The organism is Romboutsia sp., assembly GCF_056995035.1.
Map to the genome: position 1 here is coordinate 1 of NZ_JBXKIW010000091.1, position 17,254 is coordinate 17,254.

A 17,254-nucleotide genomic window follows, 5' to 3' on the forward strand; every position below is an offset into this window, starting at 1 on the left:
TCACCTACTAAGCCAGAAAAAATAAAAGAATTGAGCCAAGAAGAAATTACATCAATTGAACAAAAAAAGAAAGAGATAAAAAAAATAAATTTAATTAATTTAAATAAAGAAGAAAATAGTCTGAAAAAATTAGATTTTAATAGATTAAGTTTTAGTAAATTAAAGCTGAAAAAATTTAACTTAAAGGAGAAAAAAGATGGAGATATTAGCTAAGCTTGCATCAAACAATCCACAAGACCTTACTCCTTTAATAAAGCTCTTTATAATGATGACATTTTTAATGTTTTTACCAACAGTTGTTTTTATGATGACAAGTTTTGTAAGAATAATTATTACATTTTCATTTATAAAGTCAGCATTAGGAGTACAGCAATCCATACCAAATCAAGTATTAGTTGGACTTGCAATGGTACTGACTATATTTATAATGGCACCAACTATAAATGAAATAAATGACAATGCAATACAACCATATATAAATGAAGAAATTAAATTTGAAGAAGCTTTAAAAGAAGCAGAAAAACCAGTAAAAAAGTTTTTATTAAATCAAACTAGAGAAGAAGATATAAAGCTATTTGTAGAAAATTCAGATATAGATAAAAAAGAATTAACAAAGGAAAATATACCTTTATATATTTTAGCTCCAGCTTTTGCAATTAGTGAATTGAAGACAGCTTTCCAAATAGGGTTTTTAATATATCTTCCATTTTTATTAATCGACTTAGTAGTGGCAAGTACACTTATGTCTATGGGGATGTTTATGCTTTCTCCGGTTATGATTTCTTTACCATTTAAGCTATTATTATTCATAATGGTAGACGGATGGAATTTATTAATTAAATCTTTACTTTTGAGCTTCACATAACGAGGAGACATGACTATGACTGAGAATATGGTAATGAGTGTAGTAAAAGAAGCATTATTTACAAGCATGTTAGTAGGAGGACCAATACTTATTTTATCTTTAGTAGTGGGATTATTAGTAAGTATATTCCAAGCAACAACACAAATACAAGAACAGACATTAACCTTTGTGCCTAAATTAATAGTTATAGCATTAACTTTGGCAATAGGCGGAAATTGGATGTTAAATGAAATTGTGAAGTTTACAAGTAAAATGATAAATATGATAGCTGTAATAAAAGGATAATGGTTGATATGATACTTGTATTTATTAGACTAACATCATTTTTTGCTTCTATAAATATTATATTCCCATCAGGGACACCTAATATGTTTAAAGTTGCCTTTTCTATATTTATGTCAGTAATAGTATCTTTTACTATAAACGTAGATGTAAATATAGCTACTACTCTAGATTTAATTAATTACACTGTGATGGAAGTCACGACAGGTTTAGTTTTAGGTTATATAACTAGTATATGTTTTAATAGTTTGAAGATAGCAGGAAGTTTGATTGACCTACAAATAGGTATATCTATGGCAAATATATACGATCCAAATAGTAAAGAACAATCAACTATTATAGAAAATATTATGTACTGGATGGGTATAATGATATTTTTTAGCATGAATGGTCATCATAGATTAATTGAAGGAATACAGCAAAGTTTTAAATTGATTCCAATAGGAGAATCAATTCTTAGCAATAATTTTAACTATATAATAAATGTTTTTGTACAGTGTTTTATAATAGGTTTTAAGATAGCAGTACCAGTAATATTAGCGCTTATTATAACAGACTTAATAATGGGACTTATATCAAGAAGTGTTCCTCAATTAAATGTAATGGTTATTGGAATGCCACTAAAAGTATTAGTAGGAGTTATGTTTTTTATAATAGCACTTCCTTTTATATTAAATGAAGTACACAATTTATTGAATAAAATCCCCGATATACTAGATGGAACTCTGAGTATGGATAATAACATGTTAGGTCCGCTCGGTCCTTTAGGTATGATGCTATCTATGGGGGATAAAACAGAAGAGCCAACGGCTAAGAAAAAGAAAGATGCTAGAAAAAAAGGTAATGTAGTAAAAAGTAAAGAGATAGTGAATGCATTAACGTTACTAGGTATATTATTAATAGTTTACACAATGTCTGATTTTATAATTTTAGAACTTAAAAACTTTATAGTATCATGTTTGAGCAGTGACTTTACTACAAGTATTGACTATAATACGTTACAAGTATTAGTTATGAAGCTAATTATATCACTTATGAAGATATTCTTGCCTATAGGAGGAGTAATAATATTATTTGCTGTTGTAGGAAATGTTATGCAATCAGGTTTGCTACTTACAGGAGATGGATTAAAACCACAGTTATCAAAAATGAACCCTATAAGTGGCTTTAAGAATATGTTTTCTTTAAAAGCTTTAGGAAATCTAATAAAAAGTATGGCAATTATAGTAGTACTTTTTTATATAGGATATTCCTTTATGGAAAAAAATTTCGAAGGAATTATAAAGATAGGAGATATATATTTCCCATATCTTATATATACAGTAGTAGATCTTGTAAAAAGTTTGCTAGGAAGTATATGTTTAGCAGTGGTAGTTATTTCTGTAATAGATTTTGCTTATCAAAAATATACTCACAATAAAGATTTGAAAATGACCAAACAAGAAGTTAAAGAAGAGTATAAACAAATGGAGGGTGATCCTCATATAAAAGGTAAGAGAAAGCAAAAGCAAAGGGAAATGGCATCTCAAAGAATGATGCAGGAAGTCCCTTCATCTACAGTTATTATAACTAACCCAACCCACATATCTATTGCTATAAGATATGAAAAAGGTAAGGATAGTACTCCTATAGTGGTTGCAAAAGGGGCAGATATAGTAGCTTTTAAAATAAGAGAAATAGCAAAAGAACATGATATACCAATTATAGAAAACAAGCCATTAGCAAGGTTTATATATAAAGAAGTAGAAATTAATCAAGAAATTCCAGAAGATATGTATCAAGCAGTAGCTGAAGTATTGGTTGCTGTGTATAAGATAAAAAATAGTTATAAGAAGTTATAAAAAAGATGTATTAGAAGGAGAAGTTTGAATTGAAAAAGAGAGTTGACGTATTTGTTGGATTTGCAATTATTGGAATCATTTTGATGATAATAATTCCATTACCGCCATTTTTACTAGATATAATGTTAGCCATTAATATAGCATTTTCAGTCTTAATATTACTACTAACTCTTTTATCTACCAACATATTAGAATTAACAATATTTCCAACCATATTACTTGTGACCACATTATTTAGATTGGGTTTAAATATATCGTCAACAAGACTTATATTAGGACAAGGGTATGCAGGAGATATAATACAGTCCTTTGGTAACTTTGTTGTTGGTGGAAATTATGTAGTAGGTGTAATTATATTTTTAATTATAATGATAGTCCAGTTTGTTGTTATAACAAATGGTTCAGGTAGAGTATCTGAAGTATCAGCAAGATTTACATTAGATGCAATGCCAGGTAAGCAGATGAGTATAGATGCAGATTTAAATGCAGGTGTAATAGATGAAAAAACAGCTAGAAAAAGAAGAAGAGAACTTCAACAAGAAACAGATTTCTATGGAGCAATGGATGGGGCATCTAAATTCGTTAAAGGGGATGCTATAGCAGGTATAATAGTAACAACTATAAACGTATTTGGTGGAATCATAATAGGTGTAGTAATGCTTAATATGAGTTTTTCAGAGTCAGTACAAACTTATATAAGTCTTACAATAGGGGATGGTTTAGTAAGTCAGATACCAGCCTTATTAATATCTACTTCAGCAGGTATATTAGTAACAAGAGCAGATAGTGATGAAAGTTTTGGTGACTTGTTAGGAAAGCAGTTAGTATCTATTCCAAAGGCAATAGCTATGACTGGTGTGGTTTTAATTATATTAGGATTTATACCAGGTCTTCCTAAACTATCATTTTTCACACTAGGGTTAGGAGCTATATTAGTAGCTTACATGCTAAATAAAGATGAAAAAACCACTGCGAAAGAGTTAGAACACATGCAGCAAGGGGAGCCGGTAGCGGAACAAGCGAGTATAGATACTGCTGAAGATGTTTCCACTCTTATAAATGTAGAGCCAATAGAAGTTGAAATAGGATATGGATTAATACCTTTAGCTGATGAAAGTAGTGGAGGGGACCTATTACAGAGGATAGTTTCCGTTAGAAGACAATGTGCTATAGATATGGGAATTATTGTTCAGCCAATAAGAATAAGAGATAATTTACAATTAAATCCAAATCAATATAGTATAAAAATCAAAGGAAATACAGTAGTAACGTATGACCTTATGCCAACTATGCTTTTATGTATGAATCCTATGGGAATGGGAGTAGATATAGAAGGAATACAAACTAAAGAACCAACCTTTGGTCTTGATGCTTTATGGATAAATAAAGATAAAGTAGAAGAAGCTGAGTTATATGGATTTACAGTAGTAGACCCTACTACTATACTAATAACTCATTTACTTGAAATAATTAAATCAAAGTCTCATGAACTTATAGGAAGACAAGAAGTAAAGGCCATAATAGATGCAACTAAAGAAAGATATAGTGCCGTTGTAGATGAGCTAATACCTGATTTAATGACGTTAGGAGAAGTTCAAAAAATATTCCAAAATCTACTTAAAGAGAAAATTGCCATAAAAGACAGAGTTACAATTCTTGAGACTTTAGCAGATCATTCAAGAAATACTAAAGATATAGAATTACTTACAGAGTATGTAAGAATGGCTATGAGCAGAGGTATATGCTCTGATTTAGTAGATGAAAATAATGCAATAACAGTAGCAACTTTATCTATAGATGTAGAAAATCTAATAGGTAATAACTTACAAAGGTCTATAAATGGAACTTATCCAGCAGTAGATCCAGAAAGCACTAGTAAAATATTTACAAGTATACAGAAAATAATAGAAGATATTAATTTCTATAACAATAGACCAATATTATTAGTATCTCCAAAAGTAAGAGCTCCGTTTAGAAAATTAGTCGAAATGGTATTTCCAAATGTAAGTATATTATCACTTAATGAAATACCAAGTGATATTCAGATAAAGGCGCAGGGTGTAGTCAATATATAACAAGAGGGAGATGAGGGTATTGAATGTATACGAACAAGAAGAACTTATAATGAATAACATGCCTCTTGTTAAGCATATTGCATCTAAATACTATACGAGCAAGATAGGTATGGAATATGATGATTTAGTAAGTTTAGGATTTATGGGTTTAATAGATGCAAGTAATAAATTTGATGTTGATAGGGGTGTTAAGTTTTCAACGTATGCTTCTATTAGAATATCATCTTTCATAATTGATGAAATAAGAAAGCAATCACCTATTTCAAGGTTATCTGTAAGTAAAATAAAAGAATATAACCAGTGTGTTGAAATTCTACAAAATAAGTTTTTTAGAGAACCAAGTGTAGAAGAAATATCAAATTATATGGATATTTCAAGAGGAGAAGTAAGTGATATAAGAATGAAATTATTAAATTTAAGTACCACATCGCTTGATAAGGTAATGTTTGAAGAAGAAAGTGATACTACACTTAAAGATACCATAAAGGATAAAGACGTGCTATCTCCAAGTGATATAGTAGAGAAAGAAGAAATGGTAGAGGTAATGGCAAAAGCACTTGATATGTTAAAGGAAAAAGATCGATTAGTATTATCGCTATATTACTATGAAGAGCTTACACTAAAGGAAATTGGAGCAATACTTGGGGTATCAGAATCCAGAAGTTCACAGCTTAATAGTAGAGCAATAGTTAATCTTAGAAATGCTATGAAAAAATTAAAGTATATAGATTAATGGAGGAAAAAACATGTTAAGAGGTATGTATTCATCGGTATCAGCAATGATAACTTTGCAAGAAAAACAAAGTGTTATAACTAATAATTTAGCTAATATAAATACATCTGGATATAAAGAAGAAACACTACTGTCTAAAAGTTTTGATGAAGTAATTTTATCTAACAATGATAATTATAAAAATGGTGTAGCTAATAAACAGATTACAGGGAGTTTGAGTTTTGGAGTAAGTATTGATGATACTGTTACAAATCACAAACAAGGTGTTCATATTTCAACTAATAATAATTCGGATTTTGCATTAGATGGGAAGGGATTTTTCCAAGTTCAAGATGCTAATGGAAAGAAGTTATTTACAAGAGATGGTTCTTTTAAAGTTAATAGTCAAGGATATCTTGTGACAAATGCAGGGTACAATGTTATGGGAATGAATAAAATTAATGGAAATATAGAACCAATAAATGTAGGGAATGATAAGACTTCTGTTACTCCAAATAACAATATAAATGTGAATGGTGTAGATAAATATAGTTTTAATATAGTGGATTTTAATGATTATGATACTTTAAAAAAAGTAGGAGATAATCTATATTATGGAGAAAATCCGGTTCAAGCTAATAATTTTTATGTGAGACAAGGCTATGTAGAAGGGTCTAATGTAGACGATATAAATATGACAGCTTCACTAATGGAGACTGTTAAAGAATTTGAAGCGAATCAAAAGGTTATACAAACTATTGACTCAACTCTTAGTAAAATTGCTAATGAAATCGGAACAGTAAGATAAGGGAGAATATAAAATGTATAATATAATGCATAATAGTAAAAGTGGAATGTTGGCAAATCAAGGTAAAATAGACGTAATATCTAATAATATAACAAATGCTCAGACAACAGGATATAAAAAATTAGAAATGGGATTTTTAGATTTATATACAGAAACCTTAAATAGATCACCATATCCTAATAATTCACATGATGCTATAACTGGTACAGGCGTGAAGGTATCACAAGCAACTAGAAATTTAGAACAAGGTTCATTAAAAAATACTAGTATAAAAACAAATTTAGCAATAGACGGAGATGGGTTCTTTAGAGTAATAAGACCAGATGGGACTTATGCTTATACAAGAAATGGAGAAATGAACCTGGATTCTGATGGTAAGCTAGTAGATGATAATGGAAATATATTAGATATAAAATTTAATAATGGAATTGGCTACAATGATACAGATTTAACAGATGGAGAATTAAATATAAATAAATTAGGAGAGGTATTCCAAAATAATAAAAAAATTGGTAAAATAGACTTATATATGCCGACAGGAGACAATGATTTTATATCAACAGGAGATAGCTTATTTGTTCCAATGGAAGGTACTAAAGTTCAAGTTATAGATAACCCAAATATAATGCAAGGGTATATAGAGATGTCTAATATAAATATGCAAAATGAAATGACAGATTTAATAATGGGGCAAAGAGCATTTCAGTTTAATAGTAGGGGGATTCAAGCTGTAGATGAAATGTGGGGAATGATAAATAATCTTCAAGGAAGATAAAATTTAGAAAGGAGATAATATATGTCTGAAAATTTTGAAAGAGTATTAGACATACCATTAAAGGTTACTGCAATATTAGGAAGAACAAAGATGAGTTTAAAGGATATATTTGAGCTAACAAAGGGAGCTTTAATAGAGTTAGATACATTTGAAGACCAAGAGGTAGAGATATTTGTAAATGGACAAAAAATAGCATATGGTCAAGTTGTAATAGTGGGCCAAAGCTTTGGAGTAAGAATAACAAGCATATTAGGTGAAGAAGAGCTAGTTAAAACACTTGCTTAAAAGTAAAGCCGATATAGCAAAGGATGGACGATGATGTATGGCAAAATTATTAAAAAGTAAGTATAATAGTACAGGTGAAAGATGCGTGGATGCTTGTCTAAATTATGGAGAATTAAGGTATGTAAATGAAGATGGATCTCCTATTAGTATAGAAATATCTTGTGATAAGTATGAAGAAGCGATAAGTGATTTTGAAGATAGGTTAAGAGAAGGTATGACTCAAAAGTCAATGGAACCAAAGGAAATATTAAAAAGGGGAAACCTAACTTATGCACAAGCAAAAAATATAGCTAATGAGGGCAGAGTGAAAGGATTAGATTTCTTTGAAATTGATGGGAGCATAGAGTGTGAACATGTATTAGGTATTTCAGGCAGTGTGGAGTATGCCCTATCATTATGGAATGGCGAATCAAGGGAAGAAGCTCTATTAAAATCGATATTAAGGGCTATCAAAGTGCATGGAGAAGCGTTTATAAGAGCATTGAGTTTAGATAATTCAGTAGATGCAACTTCATATATTAGATTTGCTAAAAATTCACAAAGTATAGATTATATGACAGATATAAAGTTATATAGAGTAAAAAACTATAGTATAGATAATAATATACAGATTGATAGTTTAGATGGAAAACAAAAAATTACAAATAATATGGATTTACCTTTAGCTCTGATAGGAGCATTATTAGGTATTATATTAGTACAAATTTTAACCAATTATGGGGAAATTATATCTGATAGGACAATATTTATTGTTTTAAATATAATAACGATGATATTGTTTGGATTAATATTTACGAAAAGTAGTAAATTTATAGCAGACAAATATGTGAAAAATAATAATCATGTAATTATGGAAATGTTTGATGAAGAATTAGAAAAATCTAGTTATGATAATTTGTTGACAGAAAAAGAAGGTTATATAATAGTAAAAAACATAACGAAGGGTGAAATTTCAAAGTTGCTTCTTGACATGAAAGGCAGTGTAAATAAAAAGCTATCTAGTAATACCATTGTAACAAAAGAAAGTAAATTTATATTAGATGCAAGGAGAAATATTATACTACCAAGTGAATATGAAATAAAAGAAGGATTGGCTAAACTTGTAGGTAAACATCAGGATAAACTATCTACTGAGTATAATGTTAGTAATATATAAAAATATATGATAAATAGAAATTATAATAATAAAATAAGTATAAAAGAAAGATTAATTAAATTAGAAGGGAAACTGTAAAGTTTCTCTTTTTTTTGATGAAAATAAAAAAACTAATAGGCAGATATATTGAAAAAAATGAAGTTATTTAGTTATAGAAAATTTAGAAAATTTAAATTTCAGGAAAACGTATTTACAAAAAAAACCATACATGTTATTATTTTGATAAAGAAAGAAAAACGTTTTCCGAAAACGTTTTTATTTACTAATATACAACATCTAAGGGGGAACTAATAATGAAAAATTTAGAAACAATGAGCTTTGCAACTAAGGCAATACATGGGGGACATCATAAGGATCCAGTATCTGGGGCATTAACAACACCTATATTCCAAACATCAACATTTGTGTTTGATAGTGCAGAACAAGGTGGTAGAAGATTTGCTTTAGAAGAAAGTGGATATATATATTCAAGATTAGGAAATCCTACTAACACTCAATTAGAGGAAAAAGTAGCTTTACTAGAAGGTGCTGAAGCTTGTATGTCTACAGCTTCAGGAATGGGAGCAATTAGTTCAGCATTATGGACTGCATTAAAAGCAGGGGATCATATAGTTGCTAGTAAAACTTTATATGGATGTACTTTTGCATTATTAAATCATGGATTAACAAGATTTGGAATAGAAGTAAGTTTCGTTGATGCATCAAACTTAGAGGAAGTTAAAAATGCAATGAAAGAAAATACTAAGGTTGTTTATTTAGAAACTCCTGCAAATCCAGACTTAAGATTAGTAGATATAAAAGCTTTATGTGATATAGCTCATAAAAAAGAAGATTGTTTAGTATTTGTTGATAATACTTTCTGTACTCCATATATACAAAGACCAATAGAGCTTGGTGCTGATGTTGTAGTTCATTCTGCTACTAAGTACTTAAATGGTCATGGGGATGTTATAGCAGGATTTGTTGTTGGTAAATTAGATTTTATAAATCAAGTAAGATTATTTGGAGTTAAAGATATGACTGGGGCTGTATTAAGTCCATTTGATTCATATTTAACATTAAGAGGAATGAAAACTTTAGAAATAAGAATGGAAAAACATACAAAAAATGCTATGGAAGTGGCTGAATTCTTAGAAAGTCATGAAAATGTTACAATGGTTAGCTATCCAGGTCTTAAAAGTTTCCCACAATATGAGTTAGCTCAAAGACAAATGGATATGCCAGGTGGTATGATAGCATTTGAAGTTAAGGGTGGCCTTGAAGCTGGTAAGAAGTTATTAAACTCATTAAATTTATGTACTCTTGCAGTTAGTTTAGGAGATTGTGAAACATTAATACAACATCCTGCATCAATGACTCATTCACCATATACTCCAGAAGAAAGAGCTGAAGCTGGAATAAGTGAAGGATTAATAAGAATATCTGTTGGTTTAGAAGCTGCTCAAGATATAATAAATGATTTAAAAGAAGGATTAGATAAATTATAATAAATACAAAAAAGAGGTTGAATCTAAGATTCAATCTCTTTTTTTTGTGATTTTTTCTTAATAACTGCCCTCATCATAAAAAATACTGGAGGAGTTGAAAATAGTGGAGCAATTATTGGAGCTAGTATCTTACCTATATTAAATACTTGAACAAATAATATTATAACTCCCATATTAAGGATGTACTCAAAAATATAAATCAAAATTGACAATGAAAATTTTTTAGTAGAGTAATTATTTTCTTTAAATGTGAACTTTGAATTTAAAAAATAAGAAGCAGAAATACTAATTACACTAGTAATAGTATAAGCTATTAAGTAATTAAGCTTTAAGCCAAGAAATAAAGAAATATAAATAATTTGAGATATTAAAAAATTACTTAAACCTATTACATTAAATTTTATATACTCAATAATCTTGCTCTTATGTTTTTTGAATTTTGAGAACATAGATTTAGTCTCCTTATGATGAAATAAATACTTAATTTATTATTTCAATAAATCAAAAATAATATTTATTAATAAATTTATTATATTTATTTAGGCCATAATTTGTACTGTTTATGACTAGATAAATATAATAAATTGAAAGTTAACGTAATATAAAATTCACAATATAACTTTAATCATAAATAAACAAATGAATTACAAAAGTTATTAAAAAAAAATATATATAAGTTGAATATATTGATTTTTTTTCATTCAATTAACTAAGAATTAAAAATTATGAAGTCATATTTTGATATATTTTCATGAAATAATACCTATTGACAACGATTTCAAAAAACATATAATTATAACTAAAAGGTAGCAATTATTTAAAATATTGGAGGAGAAATTTAATGTCTAACCAAAATAGAAATTTAACATGGCAAAATATAGCTTTAATGGGATTTGTCATGGTTTGGGGATTTGGGAATGTAGTTAATAACTTCGCAAATCAAGGATTAACAGTAGTATTTTCATGGATATTCATGATAGCTTTATATTTTGTACCGTATGCCTTAATGGTAGGGGAGTTAGGTTCAGCATTTAAAGATTCACAAGGTGGAGTGTCTACTTGGATAAAAGAAACGACTACACCAATGCTTGCATTTATGGCAGGATGGACATATTGGGTTGTACATGTTCCATATTTAGCACAAAAGCCACAATCTTTATTAATAGCACTTTCTTGGGCAATAAATCCATCAGGAGAGTATGCAACAGTATTAAAAGAATTAAATCCAATAATATTACAATCAGCGGTATTAGTAGTATTCTTAGTATTTTTATATGTATCAACAAAGGGAGTAAAAATATTAAAAGTTGTAGGTAGTGTAGCTGGTACATCAATGTTTGTTATGTCGCTATTATATATTGTTTTAGGACTAGCTGCACCTGCTATAACAGGTAAAGTAGCAACACCTAATATAACTGCAAGTTCATTTGTACCTAAGTTTGATTTTGCATATTTGACAACTTTATCAATGTTAGTATTTGCAGTTGGCGGATGTGAAAAGATAGCGCCTTATGTAAATGATACTAAAGATCCATCTAAGAACTTCCCTAAGGGTATGCTAATATTAGCTGGAATGGTTGCAGTTTGTGCTCTTTTAGGTTCTATAGCTATGGGTATGATGTTCAATGCTAATGCTATACCAGAAGATTTAATGATGAATGGTCAATACTACGCATTCCAATTACTTGGAGAACATTATGGATTAGGTAAAGTATTTGTTGTAATTTATGCTTTAGCAAATACTGCTGCTCAAATATCTGCATTAGTATTCTCAATAGATGCACCACTTAAAGTTTTATTAGGTGAAGCAGATGAAAGATTTGTACCAAAGACTTTATCTAAGACTAATAAAAATGGTGTTTTAGTTAATGGATATATAATGACAGCGGTACTAGTTTCAACATTAATAATAATTCCTGCTTTAGGAATAGGTAACACTACTGAATTATTTAACTGGTTATTAAAGTTAAACGCAGTTGTAATGCCAATGAGATACTTATGGGTATTCTTAGCTTATATGGGTCTTAAGAAAGCAGTAGGTAAGTTCAATACTGAATATAAGTTTATAAAGAACCCTAAGATAGGATTCTTAGTTGGATTATGGTGTTTCGGATTTACTGCATTTGCATGTATAATGGGTATGTTCCCAACAGATGTTCCTGCATTTAGTAAAGACTGGATATTCAGAGTTACATTAAACGTTATGACTCCTATAGTGTTAATGGGATTAGGTTTAATATTACCTATGATAGCTAAGAAAACTAATAAAACAGAAAATACATCTAAAACAGCACAATAAAATATATAATATTTTACGACTAGATTAATATAATGGCTTTTAAAGCCTGGTTTACTTTAAAAAAACGAGACTTATGCATGCTTTTACGAGCATGTAGAAGTCTCGTTTTTGTTGTATTAAAAAATAATTTATAAAAAATAATAAAAATAAAAAAGATATTGATAATCAATATCGACAGTGCTATCATATAAATACAATGATAATCAATATCAAAATTACGCTATGATAATCTAGTATATCAAGTTAAATTGATTTTAAATAAAAATAAGAAATAAAAGGAGTAGTTAGTATGAGTATATTAATTTTAGGTGGTCATGAATGTATGGAGAACGAATATAAATCAATGATTAAGAAAAAAGGATATAAAACAAAGATATACACAACTATGCCTTCGGGACTAAAAAAACGGATAGGAAACCCAGACGCAATAATACTTTTCATGTCTACAATTTCTCATAGTATGGCAGAGATGGCTTTAAAGGATGCTAAAAAAAAGAATGTACCTGTTATAAAAGTGCAAAATAGTAGTAAAGTAGCATTTATTAATTGCCTAGAAGATATAGAGATATGTACTAAAAACTGTAATCGATGTATATATAAAAAGATATGATAATTTATTAGCATTATAACATAAAAATAACTAAGTAGTGATAATTGATAAGTATAAATAATGATATAATGGAAGTTGAAAAACAAATTAAGTAAGAGAGTGATTATATAATAGACATATTACGGAGGGTAGTTTAATGGGCAAAAGAGAAGACTATATAAGTTGGGATGATTATTTTATGGGGATTGCTATGTTAGCAGCAAAAAGAAGTAAGGATCCCAATACTCAGGTTGGAGCGTGTATAGTAAGTGGTGAGTGCAGTGATGGACTAAATAGTAATACTATTTTAAGTGTTGGATATAATGGACTTCCTATTGGTTGTTCTGATAATGAATTTCCTTGGGACAATAAAGGGGAATTATTAGAAACCAAATATCCATTTGTGGTTCATGCAGAGTTAAATGCAATTTTAAATGCTAGAGGTAAATCATTACAAGGATCAAAATTGTATGTTGCATTATTCCCATGTAATGAGTGTTGCAAGGCTATTATCCAATCTGGTATAAGGGAAGTTATTTTTTTATCTGATAAATATGCTGAGACAGATGCTGTTAAGGCATCGAAGAGAATGTTTAGTGCATCAGGAATTAAGTTAAATCAGTTAAGGCCTAGCATTAAAAAGATTGAATTATCTTTGGATGTAAAAGATATATAATATTATTGACCTTAAATACTAATGACATAGGTAGATGGATGCCTAGGTCATTTGAATACAAGAAAAATTAAAATTAAGGGGGAAATGATAATGGAAGAGTTTAAACATGGGGGAAATTACAATGTACCGCTAGATTATGCTAAGGTAGCTTTTGCAAATAGTGATCCTAAAAAGATGGCTTTGTTTTCAAATTCACATTATGATGAGGATAGCAAGACTTTTAAGATTAAATGTATGGATATGGATTTGTATGCAAAGTATCCAAGTGGGGAAATCTTCTATGAAGACAGTACTAGGTTAAACCAAATATCATTAGAAATACTTATAATAAGATTTTTAGCTAATGCAAATCCAGTACCTGAAAGTAATAAATACATAACTTTTAAAGAAATTGAGGGAGGACATGTTTACTATCCTGCATTTTTAAAGACTAGTATAAATCGTTTGATAAGTAACTTTGGCAATGATATAAAAACCTTTGAAAATGTTATGGAAAAAATAGGTTCAACTAAGTTAAATATGGGGGATTGTAGCTATAAAATTAGATTTATAAATGATACTTATGTGGTTTATGTAGTATGGCAAGGGGATGATGAAATGGAGCCTAGTGGAAATATTTTGTTTGATTCTAATATAAAGTATTATTTCAATGCAGAAGATATAGCGGTAATTGGGGATATGCCATTTATAAGAATATTTGAAGAACTTGATAAAATAAAATAGTTAAATTGAAATAAGTCTAGCAATAGGCTTATTTTAATTTCTAACTGTATATAGAAAAATATTACAGATATTCGATATCTTTATTTAAAATATAATAAATTAAATAAATTAGAAAAATATTACTTTAAATTGACTAAAATTTATATATAATTAAAATAGGACTAGTTATTATAGGGGGATATTACATGAAAAATGTATTTAATAAATTTAATGAGTATATTTTAATTTCTGATGATCGTGGTAATATAAAATTATGTAATGATAAATTAATATCAAAATTAGGATATAGTGAGAAAGAATTAGAAAATTCTAATATAAGTAAAATTATATGTAATCAAGATGAGAGCATGAAAATTATATTAAATAGCATAGAAGATGTCAATATTAAATTAAAACTATATTCAAAATCTAATGATGAAATAGATGTAAATAGCGAAATAACTTTAAGTCAGTATAAGGGTGAAAAATCTTTTTTTATTATATTTAAAGAGATATCAAAAGATTTATATACAATAGAGGACTTAGATACATTATTAGATAATGTTGAAATAGGTGCGTGGATTAAAGATATAAATGGAAAATATTTGTATTCAAATAAAAAGTTTGCAAGTTTAGCAATGAAAAATAAAGAAGAGGTAATGGGTAAATATGATAAAGATCACTGGAGTGAAAAAAATAGCAAGACTTATATTAAAATAGATAAAGAGATGATACAAGATAAAAGACCTAGATTGTTGGAGCAAATGATTGATGTTGAAGGACAAGACCTGTGCTTTGAAGCTTACAAAGCACCTATACTTGATGAAAAAGGAAATATGAAATATATAATAGGTATAACAAGAGATATAAGTTTAAAAAAGAAAATTGAAGAAGAATTATATAATAATTATAATCAAATAGCCACCTTGCAGAATATGATCAATATGAAAAACAATGATACAAATATATATGATTTATTAAATAATATATGTAATGATTTTTTTAAATATTTGAAAGCAGATGGCTTATCTATTTGCATGTATGATTCTATACAAAAAGAACTTAAACCATCTGTGAAGATTGACTATGCTAATAATACTATAGAGAATATAGAATTTATTAAAATAGACAACAAAGAAAAGGAAGAAGAGTTTTATACATGTAAAAATGAAGGCTTAAAGAGTATTTATGAAAGAGAAAATATAAAAAATATAAAACATTTAGAAAATAAAGGGATAAAATATTTAGGAATTTATAATATAAAAATAAATGATGAATTTATGGGTTTATTAACTATTTTATATAAAGGTGATAACAAGCCTAAGTATAATCAAGATGATTTTATAAAAGCTACATGTAGCCAAATTGCTATACTTATTAAAAATTATAAACTTTCGGAGAAAGTAAAAATAGAAAATCAAAAGCGTGAAAATACAGAGAAAGAATTAGAACTTTTTTTAACTATAGCAGCAGATCTTATGGGTATATTAGCATTTGATGGATATTTCAAAAAAGTAACGCAAAAATGGAGTGAAGTACTTGGATGGAGTGAGGAAGAATTATTGTCAATGAACATTAAAAGTATTATACATCCAGATGATAAAAATGTTATTTTCAATAAGGGAATAATGGAAGAAACACAAGAAGAGAAAAGAAGTTTTAAAGTTAGATATTTATCTAAAAATGGTGAGTATGTATGGTTAGACTGGGCTATCAAGTATATAAAAGAACATAATCATTTTATAGTTGCAGGCAAAGATATTACAGAAGAAAAAAAACGGGAAGAAGAAAGAAAGTTACTAGAAGAAGCTGTTCATATAGAAAGCGTAAAAAATGAATTTTTTGCAAATATATCTCATGAATTTAAAACTCCATTAAATATCATACTTGGTACTATGCAACTGTTGGATCAAAATATACAACAAAATAATATAACGGTTGAAAAACTTACTAAATATGTAAAAAATATAAAACAAAATTCATATAGACTGTTAAGACTTGTAAATAATCTTATTGATATGAGTAGAATAGATACTGGATACTATGAACTACAACTTACAAATCATAATATAGTAAGTATAATTGAAGATATAACTTTATCGGTTGTAAATTATGTAGAGGGTAAAAATATAAACCTTATATTTGATACTAATACAGAAGAGGAAATTGTAGCTTGTGACCCTGATAAGATAGAAAGAATTATGCTAAATCTTTTATCTAATGCTATTAAATATACAGATAAGGGTGGAGAAATAAGTGTTGATTTGAAATCTGATATTAATAAAATAATTGTATCTGTAAAAGATAATGGAGTAGGAATACCTAATGAAAAAGCTGACATAATATTTGATAGATTCAGACAAGCTAATAGTACTTTAACTAGAAGATGTGAAGGAAGTGGAATTGGTTTATCTTTAGTAAAATCACTGATAGAAATGCATGGTGGTAGTATATGGGTAGAAAGTAAAGTAAATAATGGAACTCAATTTATATTTGAACTTCCAATTTCATTTACAGACAATAAAGACGAAGTTATTGTACATAGAGATTCACAAAATTATCAAATAGAAAAATGTAAGATAGAGTTTTCTGATATATATAGTTTATAGATTAACCTTTCGTATCATACATAGTACTATATTATAGAGTTTATAATCTAATATATAAATAAATTATTATGCAAAACAATAAGTAAATTAAAG

Annotated in this window: 17 protein-coding genes; 16 read left to right on the forward strand and 1 reads right to left on the reverse strand. The window is 28.2% G+C overall.

Translation table 11 applies throughout. The annotated features are described in order from the left end of the window. The 11 genes from AC11VW_RS14495 to megL form a co-directional block, all read left to right on the forward strand. The coding region (locus tag AC11VW_RS14495) for a hypothetical protein (protein WP_484302145.1) at window positions 1–213 on the forward strand (213 nt) is incomplete at its 5' end. Beyond that, entirely contained in the window at window positions 197–865 is a 669-nt protein-coding gene (gene fliP, locus AC11VW_RS14500; protein ID WP_484302146.1) for a flagellar type III secretion system pore protein FliP, read from the forward strand. The genes AC11VW_RS14495 and fliP, both read left to right, overlap by 17 nt. A gap of 15 nt (window positions 866–880) precedes the next feature. Continuing rightward, on the forward strand, window positions 881–1,150 hold the full coding sequence (fliQ, locus tag AC11VW_RS14505; RefSeq protein WP_484302147.1) for a flagellar biosynthesis protein FliQ: 270 nt from the start codon (window positions 881–883) through the stop codon (window positions 1,148–1,150). An 8-nt stretch (window positions 1,151–1,158) separates the two neighbouring features. After that, a complete protein-coding gene (locus AC11VW_RS14510; RefSeq protein WP_484302148.1) occupies window positions 1,159–2,988 on the forward strand; it encodes a fused FliR family export protein/FlhB family type III secretion system protein in 1,830 nt (609 codons plus the stop codon). An 83-nt stretch (window positions 2,989–3,071) separates the two neighbouring features. Then, a complete protein-coding gene (flhA, locus tag AC11VW_RS14515; protein ID WP_484302176.1) occupies window positions 3,072–5,063 on the forward strand; it encodes a flagellar biosynthesis protein FlhA in 1,992 nt (663 codons plus the stop codon). Between the two features lie 10 nt (window positions 5,064–5,073). Next, on the forward strand, window positions 5,074–5,796 hold the full coding sequence (locus tag AC11VW_RS14520) for a sigma-70 family RNA polymerase sigma factor (RefSeq protein ID WP_484302149.1): 723 nt from the start codon (window positions 5,074–5,076) through the stop codon (window positions 5,794–5,796). A 13-nt stretch (window positions 5,797–5,809) separates the two neighbouring features. Further along, entirely contained in the window at window positions 5,810–6,583 is a 774-nt protein-coding gene (locus tag AC11VW_RS14525) for a flagellar hook-basal body complex protein (RefSeq protein ID WP_484302150.1), read from the forward strand. 13 nt (window positions 6,584–6,596) lie between these two features. Continuing rightward, window positions 6,597–7,358 carry a flagellar hook-basal body complex protein gene (locus AC11VW_RS14530; RefSeq protein WP_484302151.1) on the forward strand — a complete coding sequence of 254 codons (762 nt, stop codon included), beginning with the start codon at window positions 6,597–6,599 and terminating at the stop codon, window positions 7,356–7,358. Window positions 7,359–7,379: 21 nt separating this feature from the next. Then, the gene (locus tag AC11VW_RS14535; protein ID WP_484302152.1) at window positions 7,380–7,643 is read left to right on the forward strand and encodes a FliM/FliN family flagellar motor switch protein; all 264 of its coding nucleotides are present in this window, start codon (window positions 7,380–7,382) and stop codon (window positions 7,641–7,643) included. A 37-nt stretch (window positions 7,644–7,680) separates the two neighbouring features. Further along, a complete protein-coding gene (locus AC11VW_RS14540) occupies window positions 7,681–8,799 on the forward strand; it encodes a hypothetical protein (RefSeq protein WP_484302153.1) in 1,119 nt (372 codons plus the stop codon). Window positions 8,800–9,092: 293 nt separating this feature from the next. After that, window positions 9,093–10,286, forward strand: a complete 1,194-nt coding sequence (gene megL, locus AC11VW_RS14545) for a methionine gamma-lyase (protein ID WP_484302154.1) — start codon at window positions 9,093–9,095, stop codon at window positions 10,284–10,286. A gap of 23 nt (window positions 10,287–10,309) precedes the next feature. Here megL and AC11VW_RS14550 read toward each other — a convergent pair whose 3' ends face one another. Next, entirely contained in the window at window positions 10,310–10,735 is a 426-nt protein-coding gene (locus tag AC11VW_RS14550) for a GtrA family protein (RefSeq protein ID WP_484302155.1), read from the reverse strand. A gap of 392 nt (window positions 10,736–11,127) precedes the next feature. On the opposite strand from AC11VW_RS14550, the gene AC11VW_RS14555 reads away from it, so the two are divergent. The 5 genes from AC11VW_RS14555 to AC11VW_RS14575 all read left to right on the forward strand — a co-directional run bounded on the left by AC11VW_RS14555 (window position 11,128) and on the right by AC11VW_RS14575 (window position 17,161). Then, the gene (locus AC11VW_RS14555; protein WP_484302156.1) at window positions 11,128–12,585 is read left to right on the forward strand and encodes an amino acid permease; all 1,458 of its coding nucleotides are present in this window, start codon (window positions 11,128–11,130) and stop codon (window positions 12,583–12,585) included. Window positions 12,586–12,874: 289 nt separating this feature from the next. Next, a complete protein-coding gene (locus AC11VW_RS14560) occupies window positions 12,875–13,195 on the forward strand; it encodes a DUF2325 domain-containing protein (RefSeq protein ID WP_484302157.1) in 321 nt (106 codons plus the stop codon). Between the two features lie 136 nt (window positions 13,196–13,331). Continuing rightward, window positions 13,332–13,850, forward strand: a complete 519-nt coding sequence (locus AC11VW_RS14565) for a deoxycytidylate deaminase (protein ID WP_484302158.1) — start codon at window positions 13,332–13,334, stop codon at window positions 13,848–13,850. A gap of 90 nt (window positions 13,851–13,940) precedes the next feature. Next, window positions 13,941–14,573, forward strand: coding sequence for a DUF3786 domain-containing protein (locus tag AC11VW_RS14570; RefSeq protein WP_484302159.1), 633 nt, complete (start codon window positions 13,941–13,943; stop codon window positions 14,571–14,573). A gap of 185 nt (window positions 14,574–14,758) precedes the next feature. Continuing rightward, window positions 14,759–17,161, forward strand: coding sequence for a sensor histidine kinase (locus AC11VW_RS14575; RefSeq protein ID WP_484302160.1), 2,403 nt, complete (start codon window positions 14,759–14,761; stop codon window positions 17,159–17,161). Window positions 17,162–17,254 lie beyond the last annotated feature (93 nt).